22 protein-coding genes are annotated in these 25,666 nt (G+C 71.9%); 7 read left to right on the top strand and 15 right to left on the bottom strand.

Annotation, left to right across the window (positions count from 1 at the left end):
- Window positions 1-15 precede the first annotated feature (15 nt).
- Together glgA and KUF83_RS33660 are read right to left on the bottom strand one after the other, a co-directional pair.
- Complete coding sequence (gene glgA, locus KUF83_RS33665) at window positions 16-1,167, bottom strand: glycogen synthase (RefSeq protein ID WP_217458801.1); 1,152 nt, start codon at window positions 1,165-1,167, stop codon at window positions 16-18.
- 37 nt (window positions 1,168-1,204) lie between these two features.
- Window positions 1,205-1,945, bottom strand: a complete 741-nt coding sequence (locus KUF83_RS33660; RefSeq protein ID WP_308403250.1) for a (2Fe-2S)-binding protein — start codon at window positions 1,943-1,945, stop codon at window positions 1,205-1,207.
- A 240-nt stretch (window positions 1,946-2,185) separates the two neighbouring features.
- Between KUF83_RS33660 and KUF83_RS33655 the strand changes: the two genes are divergently transcribed.
- The gene (locus KUF83_RS33655; protein ID WP_217458799.1) at window positions 2,186-3,550 is read left to right on the top strand and encodes a DMT family transporter; all 1,365 of its coding nucleotides are present in this window, start codon (window positions 2,186-2,188) and stop codon (window positions 3,548-3,550) included.
- Here KUF83_RS33655 and KUF83_RS33650 read toward each other — a convergent pair.
- Window positions 3,540-4,730, bottom strand: a complete 1,191-nt coding sequence (locus KUF83_RS33650; protein WP_217458798.1) for a transglycosylase family protein — start codon at window positions 4,728-4,730, stop codon at window positions 3,540-3,542. The genes KUF83_RS33655 and KUF83_RS33650 overlap by 11 nt on opposite strands.
- A gap of 319 nt (window positions 4,731-5,049) precedes the next feature.
- Here KUF83_RS33650 and gndA point away from each other — a divergent pair, with 319 nt between their 5' ends.
- Window positions 5,050-6,489, top strand: coding sequence for an NADP-dependent phosphogluconate dehydrogenase (gene gndA / locus KUF83_RS33645; RefSeq protein ID WP_217458797.1), 1,440 nt, complete (start codon window positions 5,050-5,052; stop codon window positions 6,487-6,489).
- Between the two features lie 525 nt (window positions 6,490-7,014).
- Here gndA and KUF83_RS33640 read toward each other — a convergent pair.
- The 3 genes from KUF83_RS33640 to KUF83_RS33630 form a co-directional block, all read right to left on the bottom strand.
- On the bottom strand, window positions 7,015-7,359 hold the full coding sequence (locus KUF83_RS33640; protein WP_217458796.1) for a GNAT family N-acetyltransferase: 345 nt from the start codon (window positions 7,357-7,359) through the stop codon (window positions 7,015-7,017).
- Window positions 7,360-7,380: 21 nt separating this feature from the next.
- Entirely contained in the window at window positions 7,381-7,800 is a 420-nt protein-coding gene (gene panD / locus KUF83_RS33635; RefSeq protein ID WP_217458795.1) for an aspartate 1-decarboxylase, read from the bottom strand.
- Window positions 7,801-7,887: 87 nt separating this feature from the next.
- Window positions 7,888-9,822: an ABC transporter ATP-binding protein gene (locus KUF83_RS33630; RefSeq protein ID WP_254644732.1), complete on the bottom strand. Its 1,935-nt coding sequence runs from the start codon at window positions 9,820-9,822 to the stop codon at window positions 7,888-7,890.
- A gap of 189 nt (window positions 9,823-10,011) precedes the next feature.
- Between KUF83_RS33630 and KUF83_RS33625 the strand changes: the two genes are divergently transcribed.
- From KUF83_RS33625 to KUF83_RS33615, 3 genes are all read left to right on the top strand, one after another.
- Window positions 10,012-10,974, top strand: a complete 963-nt coding sequence (locus KUF83_RS33625; protein ID WP_308403249.1) for a lysylphosphatidylglycerol synthase transmembrane domain-containing protein — start codon at window positions 10,012-10,014, stop codon at window positions 10,972-10,974.
- A gap of 578 nt (window positions 10,975-11,552) precedes the next feature.
- A complete protein-coding gene (locus tag KUF83_RS33620) occupies window positions 11,553-12,626 on the top strand; it encodes a mechanosensitive ion channel family protein (protein WP_217458794.1) in 1,074 nt (357 codons plus the stop codon).
- Window positions 12,627-12,708: 82 nt separating this feature from the next.
- Window positions 12,709-14,193, top strand: coding sequence for an FGGY-family carbohydrate kinase (locus KUF83_RS33615; RefSeq protein ID WP_217458793.1), 1,485 nt, complete (start codon window positions 12,709-12,711; stop codon window positions 14,191-14,193).
- Window positions 14,194-14,366: 173 nt separating this feature from the next.
- Here the strand turns inward: KUF83_RS33615 and KUF83_RS33610 are convergent, their stop codons facing one another.
- The 8 genes from KUF83_RS33610 to KUF83_RS33575 form a co-directional block, all read right to left on the bottom strand.
- Entirely contained in the window at window positions 14,367-15,386 is a 1,020-nt protein-coding gene (locus KUF83_RS33610; RefSeq protein ID WP_217458792.1) for a catechol 2,3-dioxygenase, read from the bottom strand.
- Window positions 15,387-15,395: 9 nt separating this feature from the next.
- Window positions 15,396-16,478, bottom strand: coding sequence for a 4-oxalomesaconate tautomerase (locus KUF83_RS33605; protein WP_254644731.1), 1,083 nt, complete (start codon window positions 16,476-16,478; stop codon window positions 15,396-15,398).
- 23 nt (window positions 16,479-16,501) lie between these two features.
- Window positions 16,502-17,221 (bottom strand): 4-carboxy-4-hydroxy-2-oxoadipate aldolase/oxaloacetate decarboxylase, encoded by a 720-nt coding sequence (locus tag KUF83_RS33600; RefSeq protein ID WP_217458790.1) that lies wholly within the window; start codon window positions 17,219-17,221, stop codon window positions 16,502-16,504.
- On the bottom strand, window positions 17,218-17,967 hold the full coding sequence (locus KUF83_RS33595) for a PIG-L deacetylase family protein (RefSeq protein ID WP_217458789.1): 750 nt from the start codon (window positions 17,965-17,967) through the stop codon (window positions 17,218-17,220). Before KUF83_RS33595 ends, KUF83_RS33600 begins: the two co-directional genes overlap by 4 nt.
- A gap of 63 nt (window positions 17,968-18,030) precedes the next feature.
- Entirely contained in the window at window positions 18,031-18,681 is a 651-nt protein-coding gene (locus KUF83_RS33590) for a GntR family transcriptional regulator (protein ID WP_217458788.1), read from the bottom strand.
- Between the two features lie 243 nt (window positions 18,682-18,924).
- On the bottom strand, window positions 18,925-19,656 hold the full coding sequence (locus KUF83_RS33585) for an FAD:protein FMN transferase (protein WP_217458857.1): 732 nt from the start codon (window positions 19,654-19,656) through the stop codon (window positions 18,925-18,927).
- Between the two features lie 53 nt (window positions 19,657-19,709).
- Window positions 19,710-20,417 carry an FMN-binding protein gene (locus KUF83_RS33580; RefSeq protein WP_217458787.1) on the bottom strand — a complete coding sequence of 236 codons (708 nt, stop codon included), beginning with the start codon at window positions 20,415-20,417 and terminating at the stop codon, window positions 19,710-19,712.
- 10 nt (window positions 20,418-20,427) lie between these two features.
- Complete coding sequence (locus KUF83_RS33575) at window positions 20,428-21,768, bottom strand: ferredoxin reductase family protein (RefSeq protein WP_269251302.1); 1,341 nt, start codon at window positions 21,766-21,768, stop codon at window positions 20,428-20,430.
- A gap of 151 nt (window positions 21,769-21,919) precedes the next feature.
- On the opposite strand from KUF83_RS33575, the gene KUF83_RS33570 reads away from it, so the two are divergent.
- A complete protein-coding gene (locus KUF83_RS33570) occupies window positions 21,920-22,636 on the top strand; it encodes a response regulator transcription factor (RefSeq protein WP_217458785.1) in 717 nt (238 codons plus the stop codon).
- Window positions 22,633-24,069 (top strand): cell wall metabolism sensor histidine kinase WalK, encoded by a 1,437-nt coding sequence (locus KUF83_RS33565; protein ID WP_217458784.1) that lies wholly within the window; start codon window positions 22,633-22,635, stop codon window positions 24,067-24,069. The genes KUF83_RS33570 and KUF83_RS33565 overlap by 4 nt, the downstream gene beginning before the upstream one ends.
- Before the next feature lie 85 nt (window positions 24,070-24,154).
- On the opposite strand, the gene KUF83_RS33560 is transcribed toward KUF83_RS33565, so the two are convergent.
- Window positions 24,155-25,663: a family 43 glycosylhydrolase gene (locus KUF83_RS33560; protein ID WP_217458856.1), complete on the bottom strand. Its 1,509-nt coding sequence runs from the start codon at window positions 25,661-25,663 to the stop codon at window positions 24,155-24,157.
- Window positions 25,664-25,666: the final 3 nt, after the last annotated feature.

The raw sequence follows: 25,666 nt of genomic DNA, 5'->3' as shown, positions 1-25,666 counted from the left end.
GGAACTCCCCTCGCTCTACCCCTGCTTGAGGATCTCCTCGTAGAGCCGGACCGTCCGCCGGGCGACCGCGTCCCAGCCGAACTCGTCCACCGCGCGCACCCGCCCGGCCTCGCCCATGTCCCGCGCGGCCGCCGGATCGCCGAGGACCGAGTCCAGCGCTCGCGCGAGCCCTGCCTCGAAGTCGTCGTCCACGGGCACGAGTACCCCCGTTCGGCCGTCGTCCACCACCTCGGGGATACCGCCCACGGCCGAGGCCACGACGGGCGTTCCGCACGCCATCGCCTCCAGGTTGACGATGCCGAGGGGCTCGTACACCGAGGGGCACACGAAGACCGCGGCGTGGGTGAGGAGTTGGATCACCTCGGGGCGGGGCAGCATCTGCGGAATCCAGTGCACTCCCTCGCGGACGCGGCTGAGCTCCTCGAACAGGACACGGAACTCCTGGTCGATCTCCGGGGTGTCCGGTGCGCCCGCGCAGAGCACGACCTGCGCGGCGGGATCGATGTCGCGCACCGCGCGCAGCAGGTGGGGCACGCCCTTCTGCCGGGTGATGCGGCCCACGAACAGCACGTACGGACGGGAGGTGTCGAGGCCGAGCCGGTCCAGGACGTCCGTGCCGTGGTCGGGCCGGTAGAGGTCGGTGTCGATGCCGTTGTGCACGATGTGCACCTTCGCCGGGTCCAGGGCCGGATAGCAGCCGAGGATGTCCTCGCGCATGGCCCCGGAGACGGCGATCACTCCGTCGGCCGCCTCGATCGCGGTGCGCTCGGCCCAGCTGGACAGCGCGTAACCACCACCCAGCTGCTCGGCCTTCCAGGGGCGCAGCGGCTCCAGGGAGTGGGCGGTCATGACGTGCGGAATGCCGTGCAGCAGCTTCGCGAAGTGGCCTGCGAGGTTCGCGTACCAGGTGTGCGAGTGGACGAGTTCGCGGCCTTCCAGGGCCGCGGCCATGGAGAGGTCCACGGAGAAGGTGCGCAACGCGTCGTTGGCCCCGTCGAGCACGGGCCACGGCCGGTGCCGGACCACCCCGCCCGTGGCGCCCTCGCCCCAGCAGTGCACGTCCAGGTCGGTGAGGGGTCTCAACTCCCGGGCGAGGAACTCGACGTGGACCCCCGCTCCGCCGTACACGTCCGGCGGGTACTCCCGGGTCAGTAGTCCCACTCGCACCCGGAACCCCCTGTCTCAGCGGCTGATGCCCACATGGTCACCCAGATGTGGCGGTGGGGGAAGAGCGCGGCGCCCGTGTGAAGCAGCAGTCGCCGCAGACTCCGCCGCCGGGGACCCGGTAGTAGAGGCAGCAACTGCGCCGGCGGAACGCCGTGCCGGTCAGGGTTCCGGTGTCCCGCAGGTCGGGGTGGTCGAGGAGTTCGGCGGCGAGTGCGCGGGCGCGCTCTCCCACGTCCGTGCGGCCGTGGGTGCGGGCCCACGTGTCGAGCTGGCGTGCGGCGGCCGCGAGCGCCGAGGCCGCGTTGCCCCACAGCAGCCCCGCGGCGACCGGGTGCCGGGCCCGCAGCGCCGCCGCGAGGGGCTCCAGGTGGCCGTGGTGCACGAGGCGGCGGACCGTCGCCGCGTCGCCGGGCAGCGCGCGCACCTGCGCCAGCCACAGGTCGTCGGGTGCGCTGCCGTCCGCGTCCCAGTGCAGCAGGCGCGGGTCGAGGTCCGGCACCTGCCCGTAGAGCGCTGCCGCGCCCAGGGCCACCGACCACAGCCGGGCGGCGAGTCCCTGCTGTGTCACCGAGACCCCGATGCGCGTCTCGGGCGCGCCCAGCAGCCTCACGACCTTGCCGACACGGAAGGTGAGCGGATCCGGCCCGGCGGTGACGCCTCGTGCCGCGTAGGCGTCGGCGAGCGTGGGCAGCGGCGGGCCCTCGGGGCGTGATCCCGTGCGCAGGGCGAAGAAACCTTCGAGGGCGGCGAGCCGATTGAGGTCCGAATCGAGGTTCACAAAGACCAAGTACACCAAGGGGGCATAACGGCGCCACGAGGCGGGTTGTAGTCGGTGTCACCCCACCTGGGGAGGACAGGGGCCCTGACGTACTCCATCGGCAGTAGGACCCAATGACTGCTTTGGGACGACGACACGGGACCTTTCACAAGGGATCGTATTGACCATGGAAGCCGACCGATCGCCGCACCGGACGCTTCGCTCGCCGGAGCGGGTCCGCCACACGCTGAGGAGCGACACATGAGCGCACTCGTGCTGTCCGTGGTGCTCTCTCTCGTCTCCGCCGTCGCCTACGCCGGTGGCGCCATCGTGCAGGAACGCGTCGCGGCGACCACGCCGGACCGTACCTACGCTCCCATGCACCAGCTCGCCTGGTGGGCCGCGGTGGGTCTCAACGCCCTCGGCGGGCTGCTGCACGTCGTGGCGCTGGCCTACGGGCCGCTCAGCCTGGTCCAGCCGCTCGGCGCGCTGACCATCGTGTTCGCGCTGCCGATGGCGGCCCTCTTCGTCCGCCGCAGGGCGGGCGCGACCGCCTGGCGGGGCGCGATCATGGCGACGGTCGGTCTGGCCGGGCTGCTGGCACTGGTGGGCACGGCCGACTCGCAGTCCCTGAGCAGCACGCAGCGTGTCGTGGTGGCCCTGGTCACGGGCGGCGCGGTGGTGGCGCTGATGACGGCGGCCCGCGCGGTGCACCGGCACCCGGCCGTGCGCAGCGTGCTGCTGGCGATCGCGGCGGGTGTCGCCTTCGGTATGTCGTCTGTGTTCACGAAGACCGTCGCGGTGGACTGGACGGGCGGTGTCACGCTCGCCGACCTGCCGAGTCTCGCCGTGATCGGTGTCCTCGCGACCGCCGGAATGCTGCTCTCGCAGGCTTCCTACCGGGGTGCCGGTCTGGCGGCGCCGCTGGCCACGCTGACCGTGGTCAACCCCATCGTGGCCGCCGCGGTCGGCATCACGATGTTCGGCGAGACGTTCCGCCACGGCTCCACGGGTACGGTGCTCGCGCTGGGCTGTGGAGTCGTCGCGGCCGGTGGCCTGATCCTGCTCACCACGGAGCGCATCAGCGGCTCGGAGCGTACGCGTCCGGTGCCGATGCCCGTTCCGACGGAGACCGGAGTGGCGACCGGAGTGGCGCTCACGGTCGCGGGTACGCCCGCGGAGGCCGTGCCGGGCCTCTTCGAGAAGGCCGGCGTGCTTCCCGGCCGGCCCGTCTCCGCGGAGCGACGGATCTCCATCGGGGTCCGGGAGAAGGCGTACACGGCGCCGGGCGCCTGGGCAGAAACGTTCACGGCGGCCGCCGTGCGGGAGGAGAACCGCGCTCCCGCCGGAGCGCGGGAGACGACGCTCGCCCGCAGCGGCGCACCGGAGAGCACGCTCACGCGCGCCGACGTACCGGACGGGGCGCTCACCCCTGCCGCCGTGCTCGCCTCCGGGCGGAACGGGGCCCTGGTGTCGCCGCCCGGATCGAACGGTCCTCCGCCGCCCGACGACGTGCCGGGCGGCCTGGACGAGTCGGCGTGGCCCGGCGGCCCGTACTACGGCGGACTTCCGTACCTGCCGTTGATGCCGGCCCCGATGGTGATCCGCTCCTGCGTCAAATCCTGACGCCACCCGCACGCAGATAGGCGATCGGGTCGACATCGCTGCCGAAACCGGGCCCCGTCCGCACCTCGAAGTGCAGATGCGGGCCCGAGCTGTTGCCCGTGGAGCCCGAGCGGCCGATGCGCTGGCCGCCGCCGACGCTCTGCCCTGCCTTCACGGATATCGCTGACAGGTGGGCGTACTGGCTGTAGCGGCCGTCGCCGTGCCGGACCACCACCTGGTAGCCGAAGGAACCGCCCCAGCCCGCGGTCACCACGCTGCCCGCCCCGACCGACATGACGGACGTGCCGGTCGGCACCGGGAAGTCGACCCCCGTGTGGTAGCCCTTCGACCAGGAGGAACCCGCCGCGTGGTACGGCGTGCCGATGCCGGCGCTTACCGGGGCGGTGAGGGCCTGCGTGGTCGACTGGGTCCTCTTCTGCGACTTCTCCGCAGTCTTCTTCTCCGGTTTCTTCTCGGGCTTCCTGCTCTCCGGCTTCCGGTCCGCCTTGTCCGCCCTGTCGGACGTGTCGGCGGGGGACGCGGTGCCCGGCTCCGCCTTCGTGCGGAGGCTGAGCCGCTGGCCGGGAACGATCAGGTCGGGGTCGGCGCCGACCGCCTCGCGGTTGGTGTCGTACAACTGCCGCCAGCCGCCCGGGACCTGGCGGGCACCGGCGATTCCGGAGAGCGTGTCGCCCCGGACGACGGTGTACATCTCGGCGGTGCCGGCCCGGGACTGGGGCGTGGTCTGCGGCTGCACGTCGCGGACCGAGCGCTTGGGCGTCCCGGTGGAGGTGCCCGACGGGTTGATGTCGGGGGTGTCGCCGCCGCGGGTGAGCCCCGCCCGCACCGAGCAGGAGGGCCAGGCGCCGGGGCCCTGGCCCTTGAGGACCTTCTCGGCGACGGCGATCTGCTGGTCCTTGGTGGCGAGGTCGGCGCGCGCCGCGTAGGCCCGGCCGCCGTAGGCCTCCCAGGTGGACTGGCTGAACTGGAGCCCGCCGTAGTAGCCGTTGCCCGTGTTGATGTCCCAGTCGTTCGTGGACTCGCAGGCGGCGACCTTGTTCCAGGTGTCCACGTCGGCCGCGTCCGCGACGCCGGTGCCGATGAGCGGCATGGCCATCCCGGCACCGCCCACCGTGACCGTGAGTGAGGCGCGATTGAGCCTCTTGGGCTGATACCGGCGGTGCCGACCGCGTACGGCCATGAAGGTGCCCCCTCGACAAGCGTCAGGAGCGGCAAAAGTATGCGCTGCTAACAGGCCATGACAAGGCCACAATCAGCCGCCCTGGTCCCGCCAAGTGACCGGGAACACACCCTCGTTGGCGGCCGCCTGCGTCGATGGCCGTCCGGGGCGCGGCGGCGAAGTTCGCCGGGGCACTGAGGCAGGGGCGCCCTCCGCTGCGTACACACGGTCGGCAAGGCAGGATGTGAGGTCGGAGAACCGGCAAGTCAGGATGGTCGGTGGGTCAGTACTGACGGGCAGGACCGGCACCACCGATTCAGGATCTTAGGAGCCAAACCGTATGAGCAACTCAGCGCAGATCGGCGTCACGGGACTCGCGGTGATGGGGCGCAATCTCGCCCGTAACTTCGCGCGGAACGGATACACGGTCGCCCTGCACAACCGGACGGCCGCGCGTACGCACGCGCTGGTGGAGGAGTTCGGCAGCGAGGGCACCTTCGTCGCGGCGGAGACCGCCAAGGAGTTCGTGGCCGCGCTCGAGCGGCCGCGCCGCCTCGTGATCATGGTGAAGGCCGGCGAGCCGACCGACGCGGTGATCCAGGAGTTCGCCCCGCTCCTGGAGCCCGGCGACATGATCATCGACGGGGGCAACGCGCACTTCGCGGACACCCGGCGCCGGGAGCGCGACCTGCGCGAGCAGGGCATCCACTTCGTGGGCATGGGCGTCTCGGGCGGCGAGGAGGGCGCGCTGCTCGGCCCGAGCATCATGCCGGGCGGCCCGGTCGAGTCGTACGACTCGCTCGGTCCGATGCTGGAGAAGATCTCCGCGAAGGCCGAGGACGGCACCCCCTGTGTGTCGCACGTGGGTCCGGACGGTGCCGGGCACTTCGTGAAGATGGTCCACAACGGCATCGAGTACGCCGACATGCAGCTGATCGGTGAGGCGTACCAGCTGCTGCGCGATGTCGCCGGGTACTCCCCCGCGCAGATCGCCGACATCTTCCGCACCTGGAACACGGGCCGTCTCGACTCCTACCTGATCGAGATCACCGCCGAGGTCCTGTCGCACGTGGACGCGGCGACGGGCAAGCCGTTCGTGGACGTGGTGGTGGACCAGGCCGAGCAGAAGGGCACCGGTCGCTGGACCGTGCAGATCGCCCTCGACCTGGGCGTACCGGTGTCGGGCATCGCCGAGGCCGTCTTCGCCCGCTCCCTCTCCGGCCACGCGGCACTGCGCGAGGCCTCTCGCGGGCTGGCCGGCCCGAAGGCGACCCCGCTGAGCGAGTCGGAGGCGGCGGCGTTCGCCGACCGTGTCGAGCAGGCGCTGTACGCGTCGAAGATCGTGTCGTACACGCAGGGCTTCCACGAGATCGCGGCGGGCGGCGCGGAGTACGACTGGGACATCGACCTCGGTGCCGTCTCCGCCCTCTGGCGCGGCGGCTGCATTATCCGGGCGGCCTTCCTGGACCGTATCCGCGCCGCCTACGACGCGCGGGCCGACCTGCCGAGCCTGCTCTCCGACGACACGTTCGCGCAGGAGATCGGGGCCGCGCAGGACGACTGGCGCGCGGTGCTGGTCTCCGCGGTGCAGCAGGGGGTTCCGACGCCCGGGTTCGCGGCGGCGCTGGCGTACTACGACGCGCTGCGTGCCGAGCGGTTGCCGGCGGCGCTCACGCAGGGGCAGCGGGACTTCTTCGGCGCGCACACGTACCGGCGCACCGACCGGGAGGGCTCGTTCCACACCCTGTGGGGCGGGGACCGGTCCGAGGTGTCCGGCTGAGGGTCCCTCGCGGGCCGCGGGTGGGCGAGGGACCGGCAAGCCCGGTCCCCACACCCTGAAGACGGGCGGGCGGCTCGGTGAGGACATGTCTTCACCGAGCCGCCCGCCCGTCTTCGTCGCCTCCTAGCCGAGAGGGCCCGGCTGCGGCTCCGGTGGTGGTGTCGGCTCCGGGCCCGGAGCCGGGCGCGGGGGCGCCGGGGGCTGTGGCACCGGGCTCGGGGACGGACCGGGGGTCGGATCCGGGCCCGGCATCGGGTCCGGGAAGGGCTGCGGGCGGTCCGGGCCCGGGCCGGGCGTGGGGTCCGGCCTCACCGGGTCGGGAAACGGATGCGTCATCTTGTCCTCCAGCCAGAGGGAACGTCGGCTCTGGACTTCTCCCCCGACTACCCGGGCTCGCGGCGCCCACTCACTCCCTCGCGGGACGGACGAGGGGCTAGGTGGCTCTGCCTCGTCAGGGGCGTGGGGACCCGGTCGACCGGCCCCCCGCGCCCGTGCATCCGGGCACGGGCCCCGCCGGCGGCCCGGTCAGAAGAGTTCCGGACGGGCCGCGAGCCATTCCTTCGCCGCGTCCAGCAGGGCGGGGTCGGCCACCGGTGCCTCCTGCGGATGCCGCTCGGCCCACTTCACGACGTACGGGCAGAGCGGAGCGACCGGTACGCCCTCGCGGGCCGAGATCGCGTACAGCTCGCGGGCCAGGGAGCCCGCGATGCCCTTGCCCTCGTGGGCGGGCTCCACGACGGTGTGGACCGGGACGAGGGCACGACGGGGGCTTTCGAGGACGAAGTACTCGATGCGGCCCGCCACTTCGTCACCCGAGTACGCCTCCAGGCGGCCGCCCGCCCGGTCGTCGCGGATCGTGGTCTCGCTCATGGACTCTCCTCGTGGTGAGGGTCAGGCCGGGACGGCCTGCGGGCTGCGCGCCTGGTCCGATCCCGGTACCGGCTCGGACGGGTCCGTGCCGAGCGTCACGATCCGGTTGTCGCCGTCCACGTGCACGACCCGCGGCCGCAGCGCACGGGCCTCGGCGTCGGAGACCTGAGCGTAACTGATGATGATCACCAGATCGCCGGGGTGCACGAGGTGGGCCGCCGCACCGTTGATGCCGACGACGCCGGACCCGCGCTCGCCCTCGATGACGTACGTCTCCAGGCGGGCGCCGTTCGTGATGTCGACGATGTGGACCAGCTCGCCGGGCAGCAGGTCGGCGGCGTCGAGGAGGTCGGCGTCGATGGTCACGGAGCCGACGTAGTGCAGGTCGGCCTGGGTCACGGTGGCACGGTGGATCTTCGACTTGAACATGGTGCGCAGCATGAGGCGTTGCTCCCGAGGGGAAGAGGGTCGCGTCCCGGGCGGGTACGCGCCGACGCCGCCAGAGTACGGCGGCGGCGGGCGCGCTGCCTATGCCACCACCCCTTCGGCCACAGCGATCTCGGTCACGCCGTCCGGGTCCGCGAGGTGCGGGTCGTGGTGTGCGGGCTTCGCGAACTGCGTCCGGTACAGCTGCGCGTACCGGCCGTCCGCCGCCAGCAGTTCGTCGTGCGTGCCGCGTTCCACGATCAGGCCCGCCTCGACCACGAGGATCAGGTCGGCGGCCCGTACCGTCGACAGCCGGTGTGCGATGACGATCGCGGTGCGTCCTTCCAGGGCCTCGACGAGCGCCTCCTGGACGGCGGCCTCCGAGGTGTTGTCCAGGTGGGCGGTGGCCTCGTCGAGGACGACCACGCGCTGGCGGGCCAGCAGCAGCCGCGCGATGGTCATGCGCTGGCGTTCGCCGCCGGAGAGCCGGTAGCCGCGCTCGCCGACCACCGTGTCGAGACCGTCGGGCAGGGAGCGCACGAGGCTTTCGAGGCGGGCCCGGCGCAGCACGTCCCACAGTTCGTCCTCGTCGGCGTCGGGGCGGGCGAGCAGCAGGTTGTCGCGGACGGAGTCGTGGAAGAGGTGGCCGTCCTGGGTGACCATGCCGAGGGTCGCCCGCAGCGACTCGGCGCTCAGGTCTCGGACGTCGACGCCGCCGATGCGTACGGAACCCTCGTCGGTGTCGTACAGGCGTGGCAGCAGGGAGGCGACGGTCGACTTGCCGGCGCCGGACGAGCCGACGAGGGCGACGGTCTGGCCCGGTTCGGCGCGGAAGGAGATGCCGTGCAGGACCTCGGTGCCGCCGCGGGTGTCGAGGGCGGCGACCTCCTCCAGGGAGGCCAGGGAGACCTTGTCGGCGGACGGGTAGGCGAAGCGGACGTCGGTGAACTCGACGGAGGCGGGGCCCTCGGGGACCGTGCGGGCGTTCGGTTTCTCCTCGATGAGCGGCTTGAGGTCGAGGACCTCGAAGACCCGCTCGAAGCTGACCAGGGCGCTCATGACCTCGACGCGGGCGCCCGCCAGGGAGGTGAGGGGCGCGTACAGACGGGTCAGGAGCAGGGCCAGCGAGACGATGGCGCCCGGCTCCAGGCTGCCGCGCAGCGCGTACCAGCCGCCGAGGCCGTAGACCAGGGCGAGCGCGAGGGCGGACACCAGGGTCAGGGCCGTGATGAACGCGGTCTGCGCCATCGCCGTACGCACCCCGATGTCCCGTACGCGGCGGGCCCTGGCCGCGAACTCGTCGGACTCCTCACCGGGCCGCCCGAACAGTTTGATCAGGGTGGCGCCGGGCGCGGAGAAGCGTTCGGTCATCCGCGTGCCCATCGCGGCGTTGAGATCGGCGGCCTCGCGCTGGAGCTTCGCCATCCGGCTGCCCACCCGGCGGGCGGGCACCACGAAGACGGGGAGCAGGACGAGCGCGAGCAGGGTGATCTGCCAGGACAGGGTGAGCATCACGGCGAGCGTGAGCAGCAGGGTCACGACGTTGCCCACCACTCCGGACAGGGTGTTGCTGAACGCGCGCTGGGCGCCGATCACGTCGTTGTTGAGTCGGCTGACGAGCGCGCCCGTACGAGTGCGTGTGAAGAACGCGACCGGCATGCGCTGCACGTGGTCGAACACGGCGGTGCGCAGATCGACGATCAGTCCCTCGCCCAGCGTCGCGGAGAACCAGCGGCTCACCAGGCCGAGCGCCGCCTCGGCGACGGCGATCACCGCGATGAGCAGGGCGAGCCGGACGACCGTCCCCTCGTCGCCGCCGGCCACGATCGCGTCCACCACGCGTCCGGCCAGGACCGGCGTCGCCACGGCGAGCAGCGCGGTCGCCACACCGAGCACCACGAACTGCACGATCCGGCGCCGGTGCGGGCGGGCGAATCCGGCGATACGGCGGAGGGTTTCGCGGGCGAAGGGCCGGCGCTCCCGCTGGGCGTTCATGACGCTGTACAACTGCGTCCAGGCTGTCGTCTCCATACTCATGGGACCGACCGTAGAACCTCGATCAACCTTGAGGTCAAGGGGAATCCGATGACACTCACCGAACCGACCCCCCTCAGCGGCGCTCCGGCTCCCGCCGAGCCGGACGACCCGATGCCGTGCGCAGCCGGTCAGCCACCGTCCCCGTGTCCGCAACCTCATGTTGGTGCGGCGTGGAAAGCCTCTGGCGGTGTGACGGTCGAACGGCTCCCCCAGAGCCTCCCCAGACGCCTCCCGGTCCGGCAGATCCTGTGTCTGCTTCCGCTCGCTCTCGTGGCCGTGGTCGCGGTGCAGCACCGGGCCGTGCTGGCGGAGGGCTTCGGTCATCTCGCCTCGGCGAAGTGGCCCTGGCTGCTGGCCGCGGTCGCCGCGACATGCCTGACGTGGGTGGCGGCCGCCGTCACCAGGCAGGGCGCGCTCGTCCAGCGGCTGCCCAAGCGGCGGCTGGTGGCGACCCAGTTCGCGGCGGGCGCGGCCAATCACCTCCTGCCGACGGGGCTGGGCGCGAGCGCGGTCAATCTGCGGTTCATGGCGGTGTGCGGGGTTCCACTGGCCCGTTCGTCGGCCGCGCTGGCGCTCTACATGCTGGCGGAGTCCATCGCGCGTGTCGGGTTGCTGCTGGGCCTGCTGGTCGCCTTCCCCGACGCGTTGCGGATCGGCGAGCTCCTCCCGGACGGCGCGGTGGGCCCGCTCCTGCTCGTCCTGGGTGCGGTGGTGTGCGTCGCCGTGACGGTCCTGCTGCTCGTCGGGCGGGTGCGCGCCGTCGTGGTCACCTTCCTGCGGACCGCGCTGGGCGAGGCCCGGTCGGTGCACAGGCGCCCCGTGCGCGCGCTCGCCCTGTGGGGCGGTTCGTTCTCCTTCCCCGTGTGCCAGGCGGCCGGATTCGTCGCGGTGGGCCAGGCGTTGGGGCTCCCGGTGCCGCCGCTGCACATGGCGCTCGCCTATCTGGCGGCCACGGTGGCCGTCGCGCTGGTGCCGACGCCGGGCGGGATCGGCTCGGTGGAGGCCGCGCTGATCGTGGCGCTGGTCGCGGCGGGCGGTCCGGCCGCGGTGGCGACGGCGGTGGTCCTCGCCTTCCGCGTCATCACGGTCTGGCTGCCGCTGCTTCCGGGGGCGCTGACGCTGGGCGCCCTCGTCCGGATGAAGATCATCTGAGCCCTTCGGGCCGACCCGGCCGCTCCTTTCGTCAGCACGGCGGCACGCCGGTTCGGGGTCGCGCACGGCAGGTCCCGACCGGCGTGCCGCCGTGCGGGATGAACCGCGGCACGGGCGGGGCGTACTGCCCCACGTGTCCGCGGGGGCTGACCCAGGCGTCCGCAGGGGCGGCGCATGTTCTCGTCGGGGCACCTGGGGCCGTTGAGGGTCCTGTGACTCCTGAGGAGCGTGTGCCGATGTATCCCGGCCAACTTGACGCACGGTCCGGAAGGTCCGTTCCGGCGCCGAGCCGGGCCGGACGCGAGGCGGGGTCGGCGCCCACACCGGCCGACGGAGGCGCCAACAGGCCGGGAGACACGCCGAGTTGGCGGCGGTGTGCGTGGGAGATGGCCTGACCCGAGCGGCTCCGCGACAGAGCACCCGTACGTATGTAGCAAGATGAGCGGATCCCGCCGGTCGACAGTCGTCGGCTCCGGCGGGGTCGCACATCCCGGAAATCGAGCAGCAGGTGGCCACAAGGTGACGACACATCACATACCGGGCGCACGCCCCCTTCCCGGCACGACGGGAGTCAGTCGGTGAACCGAGACCTCACTGTGCACGACTGGATCGTGGCGGGTGTCTGGCTGGCCGTCGGGCTCGCGGCGACCGTCCTGCTCCGCCTCCTCCTGCGCTGGCTGGGCAAGCACGCGACCCGGACCCGGTGGACCGGCGACGACGTCCTCGTCGACGCGCTCCGCGCGCTCGTCCCGGTCGCGGCGATCACGGGCGGGGTGGCCGCCGCCGCGGCGGCGCTGCCGCTGACCGGCAAGGTCAACCACACCGTCAACCAGATCCTGACGGTCCTGATCATGCTCGCCGCCACCATCACCGCCGCGCGCGTGATCACCGGCCTCGTGCGGGCCGTGACCCAGTCGCGCTCGGGGGTCGCCGGATCGGCCACGATCTTCGTCAACATCACCCGGGTCCTCGTCCTGGCCATCGGGTGCCTGGTCGTCCTGCAGACCCTGGGTATCTCCATCGCCCCGCTGCTGACCGCGCTGGGTGTCGGCGGTCTCGCGGTCGCGCTGGCCCTCCAGGACACCCTCGCGAACCTCTTCGCGGGCATCCACATCCTCGCCTCCAAGACGATCCAGCCCGGCGACTACATCCGCCTCACCAGCGGGGAGGAGGGGTACGTCGTCGACATCAACTGGCGCAACACCGTGGTCCGCAACCTCTCCAACAACCTCGTCATCATCCCGAACGCCCAGCTCTCCAGCACCAACATGACCAACTACAGCCGTCCGGAACAGGAGATGACCATCACGCTGCAGGTCGGCGTCGGCTACGACAGCGACCTGGAACACGTGGAGCGCGTCACCTCCGAGGTCGTGACCGAGATCATGACGGAGATCGAGGGCGCGATGCCCGAGCACGAACCCGCCGTCCGCTTCCACACGTTCGGGGACTCGCGGATCAGCTTCACCGTGATCCTGGGCGTCGGCGAGTTCAGCGACCAGTACCGGATCAAGCACGAGTTCATCAAGCGACTGCACAAGCGGTACCGCGTGGAGGGCATCCGCATCCCGTCCCCCGCGCGCACCGTCGCCCTCCAGCAGAACGGCGTGGCGATCCCGCCGCAGCGCGACGGGTCCCTGTCGATCCCGTAGAACATCGGGTGGGGCGGTCCACCGGAGGCCGCCCCGGGGCCGCACGGCCGTCACGGGTGAACGGATCGGGGGACACGGGGACATGACGGTGCTCGGGGTCGACATCGGCACCTCCAGCAGCAAGGGCGTGCTGGTCGACGACGACGGGACGGTGCTCGCGACGGCTGTCCGGCCGCACACCGTCGACCGCCCGCGCCCCGGGCACGTCGAGATGGACGCGCCGGTGTGGTGGGAGGAGTTCGCCTCCCTCACCCGGGAGTTGCTCGCGTCGGCGCCGGACGGCACCTCCGTCACGGCGGTCGGCGTCAGCGGCATGGGCCCCTGTGTCGCGCTCACCGACGGGGCGGACACCCCGCTACGGCCGGCGGTCCTGTACGGCGTGGACACCCGGGCCACCGAGCAGATCACCCGGCTGGAGGCCGAGCTGGGCCGGGACGCCGTACTGCGGCGCTGCGGCTCCCTGCTGTCCACCCAGGCCGTGGGCCCCAAGATCGCCTGGCTGGCGGAGCACGAACCGGACGTGGTCGCCCGGGCGCGGCGCCTGTACATGCCCAGCTCGTATCTGGTGCGCCGGCTCACCGGGGCCTACGTGCTCGACCACCACTCGGCGAGCCAGGCCGTCCCGCTGTACGACTCCGTCGCCCAGAAGTGGTACGAACCATGGGTCCGGCACATCGCGCCGTGGCTGGAGCTGCCGCGCCTGCTGTGGCCCGGAGACATCGCGGGGCAGGTGACGGCCGAGGCCGCTGCCGCCACCGGACTGCCCGTCGGGGTCCCGGTGATCGCCGGCACCGTCGACGCCTGGTCCGAGGCACTGAGCGTGGCGGCCCAGCACACCGGCGACCTCATGCTCATGTACGGCAGCACCATGTTCCTGATCAACACCCTTTCCGACCGCCTGCTGGTGCCCCAACTGTGGAGCACCGTCGGCGCCCTGCCAGGTACGCGCAGTCTCGCGGGCGGCATGGCCACGTCCGGTGTGATCACGGACTGGCTGCGTGAGCTGTTCGGCACGCCCGACCACACCGCGCTGCTCGCCGGGGCCGAGGCCTCCGGGCCCGGCGCGCGAGGGCTGCTGATGCTGCCGTACTTCGCCGGCGAGCGGACACCCGTGGCCGATCCGCACGCGCGCGGGGTGATCGCCGGGCTGACGGTGGAGCACACCCGCGGCGACCTCTACCGCGCGGCCCTGGAGGCGACGGCCTTCGGTGTCCGGCACAACGTCGAGGCGATGCGTGCCGCCGGTGCGGACATCCGCCGTGTCGTCGCCGTGGGCGGCGGCACCCGGGGCGGCCTGTGGACCGGGATCGTCTCCTCGGTGACCGGTCTGGAGCAGGAGGTCAGGGCCGTCTCGCTCGGCGCGAGCTACGGCGCGGCGTTCCTGGCCGCCGGCGCGGTCGGCGCCCCCCGCATCGACGTGTGGAACCCGGTGCGTGAGCGGGTCGCCCCGGACCCGCGTCTGCGCGTCCGCTACGACGAGCTGTACGACCTGTACCTCCGGCTGTACCCGGCGACGCGGGACATCTCCCACGCGCTGGCGGGACACCAGCGGCACGCCCACGACTGAGCGTCCCGTCCTCCCGTCCTCCCGTGACCGCTCGCCTCGGGCCTCGGTTGCGGAAAGCCGGGTGCGGGGGCAGCCCGACGCCCGGCCGACGGCGGTGGCCCGGCTGTCGGGAGCCGAGCGGATCGGGACCGGCGCGTAGATCACGGTCTGGGCGCTGCCGAGGAACATGCCGGTCAGGAATCCGCCCGAGGGTTGTCACCGTTCTCGTCGTTCTCGTCGTTCTCGTCGTTCTCGTCGACAGTCACAGGAACCGGTGGTGTGCCGTGGGTGTGGAAGGACTCGATGGTCTTCAGGCCCCAGGCCTGGCCCTTCCTCCGCTCGGCCTCGGTCCAGGTGACCAGTGGCCAGTCGGGGGCCAGTACCAGGCGGGTGAGCGGGTTGCACAGCTCGATCCGGTTGCCGCCCGGCTCGTAGACGTAGAGGAAGAACGTCTGCTGGATGGCGTGCTTGTGCGGGCCGGTCTCGATGAACACACCGGTGTCCAGGGCGAGGTCGGCGGCGCGCAGGATGTCCTCGCGGGTGTCGGTGGCGAACGCGATGTGGTGCAGGCGCCCTTGGGAGCCGGTCCGGTCCTCGGTGTGGACGATGTCGTATGACTTGCTGCTGAACGTCAGCCACTGAGCGGCGATCCTGCCGCTGTCGAGCCGGATCTGTTCGGTCGGGCGGGCACCGAGGACCTCGTGGACGAAGCCGGCGTTCGAAGCCACGTCGGCGGCGAGGAAGTTGACGTGGTCCAGGCGGCGTACGCCCACTCCGTGACCGGGCTTGGCCTGCGGCTGGTTCTTCAGGCCGGGCTTCAGTCCTTCGGGCGCCCGGTACCACTCGCTCTCCCAGTAGAGGGCGATCTCGTGACCGTCGGGGTCGGTGGTGACGTACAGCGGGCCGAGCCCCGGCTCGTCCTCGGTCCAGCGGCCCGGTCGGCCCGCCCTTTCGGCCTGTTCCACCCGGCGCCGAAGGGCCTCCTCGCTGGAGGCGCGCAGGGCGGTGCGGCCGATCCCGGACGTCGTGTGGGCGGTCAGGGTCAGGCTGTGGTGCTCGTAGTCGTCCCAGGTCCGCAGGTACACGGAGGCTCCGGAACGGCCGTTCTCGGTGAGGCCGAGGTAGTCGGTGAAGAACCCGACACTGGCGTCCAGGTCGGGGGTGAGCAGTTCGACGTGCCCGAGGTGGGCGATGTCGCCGAGCGGCGGGGCCATGAGGCCTCCTCAGGGGTGGTGTGCGGCTCCGGAGGGGTGGTGTGCGGCTCCGGCCGGCCGGGGGAAGACCGTGCCGTCGAAGATCTTGCGAGCGGTACGGACGACCGCGGTGCGCCGGACCACCGGGAGGGCGCCCGGGGTGTCGTGCGCGAGGGTCGTCTCGATGTCGAGGAATCCGGTGGGGTGCTCGATGCGCACCCGGTCCCCGTGGTCCGGCGGGCGGGCCACGGACCGGCCGACACCGCCCTCGATCCGCAGGCCGGCGGCGACGCTCGCGGCGCCCAGGACGCCGATCGAGGTGTGACAGCGGACCGGGATGAAGGTGCGGGTCATGACCGCCCCACCGTCCAACGGCAGTGCCAGCAGGCTGAGTTTGGGCACGGTGGCGTGCTCGGTGTCGCCCAGGCCCATCAGCCTTCCGGCCTCCAGCCGGATCGCCCGGAGCCGAGCGGCGAGCACCTGGTCGGCCTCCAGGGCGGCGGGCGTCTCGTACCCGGTGACACCGAGGGAGGACGCGGCGATGAGTACCGTCGGCATGCCGTTGTTGACGCAGGTCACCGGCGTGCCCGCGGCGAGGTCGCGCACCCGGCCGGTCGGCAGCAGCGGGCTGCCGCCCTGCGGGAACCCGATCACCACCGGTGCGGCGGCCCCCGGCACACCGGAGATCTCGGCGGAGCCGGAGTAGTCGACGCGCCCGCCGGGCGTGGCGAAGTCCGCGACCGCGAGGTCCCCGGTGTTGAGCATGCGGATCCGCACGGAGGTACGGTCGCCGTCCGGGACGACCAGCCCGCGCTCGACGGCGAACGGCCCGACTCCCGCGAGGAGGTTCCCGCAGTTCTGACGGTCACTCACCTCGGCCTTGTCGACGCCGACTTGGAGGAACAGGTAGTCCACGTCCGCCCCGGGGTCGGCGGAGACGGAGACCACGGCCACCTTGCTGGTCAGGGGGTGCGCACCGCCGAGACCGTCGATCTGCCGCGGGTCGGGGCTGCCCATGATCCGCAGCAACAGGCCCTCGCGCGGGGCGGGTTCGGCGGGCAGGTCCCCCGCCAGGAAGTACGCGCCCTTGGACGTGCCGCCGCGCATGAGCATGCAGCGCACTCCCCCGGGCCCGGTCACGGCTCCGCTCCGCCGTCGAGCTCGCGCCGGTACTCCTCGTAGGACTGGTAGCGCACCCCGAGACGGACGAGCGTCTCGCGCAGTCCGTAGCGGTCCAGGCCGAGTTGGCCCGCGGCGAACGCGGCGCGGGACGCCTCCTCCTTTACGGTGCGCGCGGCGGACGCCTCGACGGCCTCGGCGGACCGCTCGCGGGGCACGACCATGACACCGTCGTCGTCGGCGAGGACCACGTCACCCGGCCGGACGCTCTGCCCGCCGAGGACCACGGGCACGTTGACCGAGCCGCCGGTGGCCTTCACGGTGCCCTGCGCGGACACGGCCGCCGCCCAGACGGGGAAGCCCATCGCGCGGAGCTCCTCGGTGTCGCGCACTCCGGCGCCGGTGACCAGGCCGCGGACGCCCCGGTGTCGCAGCGCGGTGGCGAACAGCTCGCCGAACATGCCGTCCGTGGAGGGCGAGGTGGTGGTGACGACGAGGATGTCGCCCTCGCCGCACTGCTCGACCGCCGCGTGGATCATGAGGTTGTCGCCGGGCCAGCCGAGCACCGTGACCGCGGTGCCCGCGACCCGTACGCCCTGCTGGATCGGCCGCAGGGCCGCGCCGAGCAGACCGGTGCGGCCGAGCGCCTCGTGCACGGTGGCGACGCCGTACCCGGCGAGGGCCTCGACGTCCTTCCCGGGCGCCTTCGGCGGGTTGGTGACGATCAGGCCGCTCATGCCAGCTCCCCCGTCACCTGCGGGTACGGGCGCATGTACGCCTCGGCGTACGTGATGTGCGGCAGACCGAGGTTGGGCCCGGCGTTCCGCTTGAGCTGCACGCCGCGCCGGGTCCCGAGGTCGGTGTAGTAGTCCCACAGGTGCCGCTGGGCCGCCAGGCACTCCATCGCCCTGCGCTTGGCCGTCCAGACCTCGGTGATGTCGAGGAGGACCTCCGGCCTGAAGCCGCACATCTCGGGCTGGTGCGGCTCGAAGAAGAACACCGGCGGGGCGCCGATGACCTCGCCCGCTGCCGGGTGGCCGGCGGCCTGCGCGAGGACACGCGCGTCCAGGGCCGTCCGCGCGGCGGCGGGGTGGTCGCCGTTGTACGGGTCGTCGAGCGGGTGGGTCAGCACGACGTCCGGCCGGGTGTTGCGGTAGACGCCCACCAACCGGTCCGTCAGCTCGGGCGTGACGGTCAGGGGGTAGTCGCCGGCGTCGAAGAAGACGACCTCGGCACCGAGGGTGGCGGCGGCGGCCTCGGCCTCACCCCGGCGTATCCCCTTGATCTCCTCCAGCGACCGGCCCTCGCGCCAGGCCTTCGCGGACTCGCCGCGCTCACCGTAGGTCAGGCAGACGATGGTGACCTTCTCACCCCGGGAGGCGGCGAGAGCGATGGCTCCCCCTGCCCGCCACACGAAGTCCCCGGCGTGCGCGGTGACGACGAGGGTCGATCGTGGGATGCCGGGCGCGTTGGCGTACGTCATTGCTGCGATCTCCTTGCTGGACAGGCCGGTTGGCCCACCCCGCGGCGTCATGCGCTCGACGCGTCACTCACGCAGTGCGTCGATCACACCCGCGAGGTGGAGACGGGCGGCCGACTCGGCCGCCTGCGGGTCCCGGGCCCTGATCGACTCGATCATGGCCAGATGCTCGCTCAGGGACTTCTGGGGCCGGCCCGGCCGCAACGCGAGCTGGAAACGGTGGCGGACCAGCTGACCGTTGAGCCGGTCCAGCAGTCCGTCGGCCACCTGCTGGCCGGAGAACTGCCTGATCCGGGCGTGCAGTTCGTGATTGAGCTCGGAGTAGGTCATGGGTTCGCCGTCGGCCACGGCCTTGGACATCGCCACGCCCAGGTCCGACAGCTCGGTCAGCTGCTCGTCACTGGCCTCGACGGCCGCCTTGGCCGCGCACAGCCCTTCGAGGACCATGCGGCACTCGGTGATGGCGACCGCTTCCTCCACGGTCACCACCCGCACCCGCGAGCCGCGGTTGCGGATCCGTTCGACCAGCCCCTCCGACTCCAGCTCGATCAGAGCCGCCCGGACGCTGGCCCGCGTCACACCGAACTGCTCGGCGAGTTCGTTCTCCACCAGCCGCTGGGCCGGTGCCATCTCGCCGCGCAGGATCGCCTGCCGCAGCTGCGCGAGCGCATGCTGTCTGGCCTGCTCTCCGGTGCTCGGACGGACTTCTTCCGGCATGTGTGCCCTTCCTGAGTGAGTGCCTGGCGAACGTAAATCCAGACCGCCAGGATTGTCAACAATTTGGTTGGCCATATCGTCGCCCGAATCCCACGGCAGCCTCACCGGCCAGGAGGCCGCCCCGGGCACTGGCTCGTCCGTACGCCGGAAAAGGGCTCCGGCACCCGCGGTTGCGGGTGCCGGAGCCCTTGAGGTCCTGGCTGTCATGGAGAGGGGCGCGGCCCTGCGGGCCGCGCCCGGCCGTCAGCCCGCGCCGGGGAATCCCGGGGTGCGGAAGACCCGCCGCTCGGCGTCCACGGCGAAGACCTCGCATCCCGCGCGGGCGGCGGCCCAGTCGATCCCGTCCGTGCCCATCGCGAACGCCGCGGTCGCCGTGGCGTCCGCCTCGGTGAGCGAGGAGGCCACGACCGTCAGGCTGAGCAGCCCGGTCGCCGGACGGCCGGTGCGCCCGTCGAGGATGTGGTCGCCGCGCTCGTACCGTCCGGAGGTCGCCACCGCCCCGTCGGTGATCTCCAGGACCGTGCACAGCTGGTCGGCCCGCTCGGGGTGCCGGACGCCGACCCGCCAGGGACGGCCGGCCGCGACCACGTCGCCGCCCGCGTTGAGGCAGAACGTCGTCACGCCCTCCGCCCGCAGCAGTTCCGCGGCCCGCTGGACCGCCCAGCCCTTGACCATGGCGCAGGGGTCGAGGCCGCGTCCGGGCAACCGCACCTGGAAGGCGCCGCCGCTCTCGACGCGGTACCGCTCGCACAGGCCGAGGACCTCGGTCAGGTCCCGGCTCAGCTCGTGCGGCTCCAGCTCGCCCCGGTCCAGCCGGGACACCTCGCTGTCGGGCAGGAAGGGGCTGAACCGTGCGTCGGCCTCGCGCAGCCACGCGAACACCGGATCCGCCGCCCGGGCGGTGTCCCGGCCGGGGCCGCCGTCTTCGACGCGCAGGGAGATGGGCAGCCCCATGATGTGCTCGACCCGGTGCACCACGCCGGCCGGCGACGCCTCTTCGGTCCTCTCTTCGGTCCTCGGCATCGCCGTCAGCTCTTCGCGTCGAGGGCGGCCTGCAGGGACTCGACGTAGCCCTCGCTGGTGATCGTGGCCCCGGACACCGAGTCGATGTCGGCGCTCTGCGCCTGCAGCGTCTCCGCGACGAGCTTCGGCACGGCGGCCTTCGTCTGCGGATGGTTCGGCTGCTGCAGCATCCGTACCGAAGCGATCGTGTCGCCCTCGAAGGTCACCTCGACCTGCACGGCGCCCTTCTCGGTGTCGACCGTGGAGCCGGCCACGACCTGCGAGGCCGCGGCGGACGCCGACGGTGAGGCCGAGGAGGCGGCCGCGGCGGACTCGGCCTGCGCGTCGATGGCGGCCTGGAGCGACTCCCGGTAGCCGTCGCTGGTGATCGTGGCCCCGGACACCGTGTCGACGTCGGCGCTCTGCGCCTGCAGCGTCTCCGCGACGAGCTTCGGCACGGCGGCCTCGGTCTGCGGATGGTTCGGCTGCTGGAGCAGCTTCACGGCGGTGATCTTGTCACCGTCGTACGTCACCTCTACCTGTACGGGGCCCTTCTCGGTGTCCACGGTCGTACCCGTGAACACCCGGGCCGAGCCGCCGGAGGACGACGCGGAGGGTGTCGAGGCGGGTGAGGCGGCCTCGGTGGTCGTGGTCGAGCCGTCCGACGGCGCGTAGCGCCACACCGGGACCAGGCCCGCGACGGTCAGGACCAGGACAGGTATTACTCGCTTCACGATGTCTCTCTCATCCCGCCAGGCTGAAGCGTTCGAAGTGGATCTGCTGCTTGGGTACGCCCAGCTCGCGCAGGCTGCCCAGGACCGCGTTCATCATCGGCGGCGGCCCGCACAGGAAGACGTCCCGGTCGCCGATGTCCGGCACGAGCCGCGCCAGCTCGTGGGGCGCCAGTCTGTCGGGGGTGGCCGGCCCGGACACCAGGTGCAGCTCGGCGCCCTTGACCAGGGCGAGGTCCCGCAGCTCCTCGTAGAGGACGGCGTCCTGGTCGGTGGCCACCCGGTAGATGACCACGGCGTGGCCGTGGAGCTCCTCCAGCAGGGCCCGGATGGGGGTGACGCCGACACCGCCGGCGATGAGCACGGCCTCCGGCCGGGTGCGGTGCATCGCGGTGAAGGCTCCGTACGGCCCCTCCGCGAAGACCCGGGTGCCCACCTTGAGGTGCCGCAGTGCGGCGGTGCCGTCACCGGCCGCCTTGGCGGTGAGCCGCAGCGTCCGGCCGTCCGGGGCAGCGGACAGGGAGAACGGGTTGGCCTGCCACCAGCGGTCCCTGGTCAGGAACCGCCACAGGAAGAACTGGCCCGCGCGGGCCGGCAGCCGGTCCAGGTCGCGTCCCGTGATGTAGACCGAGACGACGTTGTCCGACTCGGGCACCACGGCGGAGACCCGCAGCTGGTGCCGCAGGTTCCGCCACAGCGGAAGCACCAGCCGGCCCAGCAGCACCGAGCCGAGCGCCACGCCCCACAGCACGTACCAGTACGTCGTGGCCGCGGACGACGCGGTGAACGTCGTGCCCGCGGCGACCTGGTGAGTGAAGGCCAGAACCACCGCGACGTATGTGTACAGGTGGATGAAGTGCCAGGTCTCGTACGCCAGCCGGCGGCGGGCGAAGCGGGCCGAGACCGCGCCGATCACGAGGATCAGTCCCAGCGCGACGATCGCGCGCAGCACTCCCTCGACGGTCTCGGCGAGGTCCACCAGCTGGTTCACCGGGTCCATCGAGGACGACTGGGCGTAGCCGAAGGTGATGAACACGGCGTGCCCGAGCAGTGTGAACAGCAGGCCGAAGCCGACCCAGCGGTGCCAGGACGTCAGCCGGTCCATGCCGATACGGCGGTCGAGCCACGGCAGCCGGGCGACGAGCAGCAGCTGGAAGGCCATCAGGAGCGCGCCGTACAGCCCGGCCAGCCGGCCCAGCACGATGAGGGTGTTGGAGGCGAAGCCGGCCTGGACGAAGAACACGGTCACCACGACCACGTTCAGGGCCAGCACGCCGTACAGGCCGGTGCGGGCCACGACCTTGGGACGTACCGCCGCGGGTGGCGGCGCGGCGGTCCTCTGGACTGTAGTCACGGACGGCAGCTCCTTGATCGGGTCCTGGGACTCCGAGCCTGCCTGGTGGGAGCTGTCGTTTTCCTGTCGCTGAACTTTCAAGTGGTTATCGATGTGGACTCGACGGGCCCTCGGCCATGGCATCGCAGGCCACGTGACGCACTATGGGCACGTGGAAAAAGTACGACTTCTCGTCGTGGACGACGATCCGCCCATCGCCGACCTGGTCGCGACGGTCGCCCGCTACGAGGGCTGGGAGGCGGTCACCGCCAACTCCGGCGAGGAGGCCCTGCACCGGGCCGCGGAGTTCCGTCCGGACATCGTGGTGCTCGACCTGATGCTGCCCGGCCTCGACGGCTTCGCCGTCCTCGACCGGCTGCGGCTGTCCGGGACGATGGTGCCCGTGGTGTTCCTGACCGCGCGGGACGGCGTGGCGGACCGGGTCGCGGGCCTCACCAGGGGCGGCGACGACTATCTGGTCAAGCCGTTCGCGGTGGAGGAGCTCATGGCCCGTCTGCGGACCGTGCTGCGCCGCAGCGCCGGTCCCGCCTTCCAGCGGTCCGTGCTCACGGTCGCGGACCTGACGATGGACGAGGACACCCGCGAGGTGCGCCGCGGTGAGCGGCTGCTGACCCTCACCCCGACCGAGTACGAGGTCCTGCGCTACCTGATGCGGAAGTCGCCGACGGTCCTGACCAAGGCCCAGATCCTCGACCACGTGTGGGAGTACGGCTTCGGTGGCCGCTCGAACGTGGTGGAGCTGGTGATCAGCCGGCTGCGCCGCAAGCTCGACGGTGTCGACGGCGTCGACGGCAACGGCGCGGACGGGCCGACACTGATCCACACCGTGCGGGGCGTCGGGTACGTGGTGCGGCAGGTCACGGAGTGATCCGCCGTCTGCGCGACACGTACCGCAGGCTCCGGCTCGGCACCCGGCTCGCGCTGGGCATGGGGGTGCTCTCGCTGGTCGTCTTCGCCGCGGTCGGCGCCGCGCTGTCGACGTACATGCGGGACTACCTGGAGCGCCAGCTCAACGACCAGATGAAGCTGGTCCAGATCACCCAGTCCAAGGACGCCGAGGCCCACGGAACGGTGGAGCGGCGGCCGTACTACGGCTGGTACACCGCCGTGTACGACGTGTCGGGCGACTCCGCCGTCCTGCGCAGACCCAGCGACGTGCCGAAGGACGTGGGCCAGCTCACCGCCGTCGCCGAGTCGCTGGCCCGCGCGGGAGCGAAGGAGATCTTCCACACCACCCGCATCAAGGACGAGGGCGCGTACCGGCTGCGGGCCTGCGAGTTCGAGCCCGGCGTGGTCCTGGTCACCGCGGCCCCGCTGGAGGACATCCAGGACACCATGGACCAGCTGGTCACGGTCCAGGTCATCGGGTTCACGCTCGCGCTGGTCGGGCTCGTGGTGTTCGGCCGGGCGGTGCTGCGGCGGGGTCTGCGGCCGCTCAGCGACATGGCGCACACGGCCCGCGGCATCACCTCGCACGACTTCACGGACTCGGCCCGGCTGCCGGTGCGCGCGGACCGCGGGAACGGTGGCCCTGAGGTCGAGGAGCTGCGTACCGCGTTCAACACCATGCTGGAGCACATCGACGACTCGCTGGCCGTCCGTACGGAGGCCGAGCAGCGGCTGCGCCGGTTCGTCGCGGACGCCTCGCACGAACTGCGCACACCCCTGATGTCGGTACGCGGTTACGCGGACCTCTTCCAGTACGCGGCGGCCAACGAGCCCGAGGAGCGGGAGAAGCACCTGGCCCGGCTGCGCGCCGAGGCCGCCCGGATGGGCGTCCTGCTGGACGATCTGCTGCTGCTCGCCCGGCTGGACGCCGCCGAGGTGGAGGCCCCGCTGCGGCTGGAGGAGGCGGACCTGGCGGAGCTGGTGCGGCAGGCGGCGGACGCGTTCCGCGCGAGCCGCCCGGACCATCCGCTGTCCGTGACGGCGGGTCCGGGCCCGGTGCGGCTGCGGCTCGACGCCCTGCGCATCCGGCAGGTCCTGGACAACCTCCTCACCAACGCCGCCGTGCACACCCCGGCCGGCACCGAGGTGGCGGTCGAGGTGTCCGTCGCGTCCGGCGCCGCCGTCGTGCGGGTCACCGACTCCGGCCCGGGCATTCCGGCCGCCGACCAGGAGCACGTCTTCGACCGCTTCTTCCGCATCGACAAGGCCCGCACCCGTGACCGCGGCGGCAGCGGCCTGGGCCTGGCGGTCGCCCTGTCACTGGTGCGGGCCCACGGCGGGAGCATCACGCTGACCAGCCGGCCGGGCGCCACGGCGTTCACCATGACGATCCCCCTGGTCCGCGGGTCCTGAGTCCCGCCGGCGCCGATGAACGGGGCGGGCGCCCGGGCGCGAGCTGAACTCGCGCCCGGGCGCCCTGGGGACGGGGCCGCCGGTGTCACTCGGCGTAGAACGTCGCGTCCGCCCTGGCCGTCGCCGTGTCGGCGGGCTGTGTGACGAGCAGGTAGTTGTAGTGCCGGAGGTAGCTTCCCGTGACGTTGTACGACTCGAAGGAGACGCCCGCGGACGTGTCGGCCAGACCCGCCCGCCGGTAGAAGGTGGCGTCGCTCTTGAAGGCCGTGCTCCCGTCGCTCTTGTCCACCCAGACCTCGCCGTTGCTCCGGTGGCGGAGGTAGTAGCCGGGGAAGTTCGCCGATTCGAGGGAGACGGTCCCGGTGCCGGCGAGACCGGTCACGACACGGAACTGGGAGTCGGCGAGGTTGGTGACGTTCGGCTCGATCTTCGCGCGGTACTCCCAGTGCCGGATGTACCGGTCGGGGAAGTTGTACGAGGAGAAGCGGACCGGGGTGATCCCGTCGGCCACCGGGATGCCGAAGTTGGGAGTGCCGTCGGTGTTCCAGTACAGCTTCTGGTAGCGGGTGCGGCGGTTGGGGTCGTTGAGCGGGTCGCCGCTGATGTCCTTGTAGTTGCGGTCGTGGTAGACGAGGATGTCGGACTTTCCGTCCTCGGACGTGGTGAAGGTGTTGTGGCCGGGACCGTACTGGCCGGTCGCGGCGTTGCTGGTGAAGACCGGGTTGGGGGTCTTGACCCAGGAGGCCGCGCTCATCAGGTCGGCGGAGGCGGACGCGGTGAGCAGGCCGAGGCAGTAGTTGGCGTCGGTGGCGCTGGCCGAGAAGGTCATGAAGACCTTGCCGCCCCGCTGGATGACCGCCGGGCCCTCGTTGACGGTGTGGCCGATCTTCTCCCAGGCGTTGGTGGGCCGGGAGATCATGACCGGGCTGCCGCTGATGGTCCAGGGGTTGGACATCTTCGCCAGGTAGATGTTGGTGCCGTCGCCGACCGCCGGGTCGTTCTGCGCCCAGCTCAGATAGCGGGTGCTGCCGACCGTGAAGGTCGTCGCGTCGAGGGAGAAGGTGTCCAGCGGCAGCGCGATGCGGCCCTTCTCGGTCCAGGTGCCGGTGATCGGGTTGGCGGAGCTGGACTCCAGGACGTACGGGCGAATCTTCCAGATGTCGTTGGACGAGCCGGCGGTGAAGTAGATGTACCACTTGCCGCCGATGAGGTGGATCTCCGGTGCCCAGATGTGGGCGCCCATCTCACCGCTGGCGTGCTTCGTCCAGATGGTGGTCTCGGCGGCCGTGGACAGCCCCTGGAGGGTGGTGGCCCGGCGCATCACGATCCTGTCGTACGCGGGCACCGTCGCGGTGAAGTAGTAGTAGCCGTCCGTGTGTTTGAAGATGTGCGGATCGGCGCGCTGTTCGGCGACGGGGTTGGTGTAGGTCACGGCGGGCGAGGCGGGGGCCGCGGCCTCGGCGATGCCGGAGGTCAGCGCGGCCAGGGTGACGAGCAGCGCCGTGAACACCCTTGCGATCGTGCGTCTCACTGTTTTCCTCTCGATCACGTCGAATGCGTCGGCCACGTCGGGCGAGCCGGTCGCGTCATGCATGTC

The organism is Streptomyces sp. BV286 (assembly GCF_019090165.1).
GTDB lineage: Bacteria > Actinomycetota > Actinomycetes > Streptomycetales > Streptomycetaceae > Streptomyces.
This window is presented reverse-complemented; position numbering and strand designations above follow the sequence as displayed.

Bases quoted from the DNA above. Each gene is read 5' to 3' on its own strand.
- KUF83_RS33595 (WP_217458789.1), bottom strand. From the start codon at position 17,967: ATGACGTACGCCAACGCGCCCGGCATCCCACGATCGACCCTCGTCGTC.
- KUF83_RS33610 (WP_217458792.1), bottom strand. From the start codon at position 15,386: ATGGCCCCGCCGCTCGGCGACATCGCCCACCTCGGGCACGTCGAACTG.
- KUF83_RS33560 (WP_217458856.1), bottom strand. From the start codon at position 25,663: ATGCATGACGCGACCGGCTCGCCCGACGTGGCCGACGCATTCGACGTG.
- panD (WP_217458795.1), bottom strand. From the start codon at position 7,800: ATGCTGCGCACCATGTTCAAGTCGAAGATCCACCGTGCCACCGTGACC.
- KUF83_RS33650 (WP_217458798.1), bottom strand. From the start codon at position 4,730: ATGGCCGTACGCGGTCGGCACCGCCGGTATCAGCCCAAGAGGCTCAAT.
- KUF83_RS33640 (WP_217458796.1), bottom strand. From the start codon at position 7,359: ATGAGCGAGACCACGATCCGCGACGACCGGGCGGGCGGCCGCCTGGAG.
- KUF83_RS33630 (WP_254644732.1), bottom strand. From the start codon at position 9,822: ATGAGTATGGAGACGACAGCCTGGACGCAGTTGTACAGCGTCATGAAC.
- KUF83_RS33615 (WP_217458793.1), top strand. From the start codon at position 12,709: ATGACGGTGCTCGGGGTCGACATCGGCACCTCCAGCAGCAAGGGCGTG.
- gndA (WP_217458797.1), top strand. From the start codon at position 5,050: ATGAGCAACTCAGCGCAGATCGGCGTCACGGGACTCGCGGTGATGGGG.
- KUF83_RS33590 (WP_217458788.1), bottom strand. From the start codon at position 18,681: ATGCCGGAAGAAGTCCGTCCGAGCACCGGAGAGCAGGCCAGACAGCAT.
- KUF83_RS33605 (WP_254644731.1), bottom strand. From the start codon at position 16,478: ATGCTCATGCGCGGCGGCACGTCCAAGGGCGCGTACTTCCTGGCGGGG.
- KUF83_RS33600 (WP_217458790.1), bottom strand. From the start codon at position 17,221: ATGAGCGGCCTGATCGTCACCAACCCGCCGAAGGCGCCCGGGAAGGAC.
- KUF83_RS33655 (WP_217458799.1), top strand. From the start codon at position 2,186: ATGAGCGCACTCGTGCTGTCCGTGGTGCTCTCTCTCGTCTCCGCCGTC.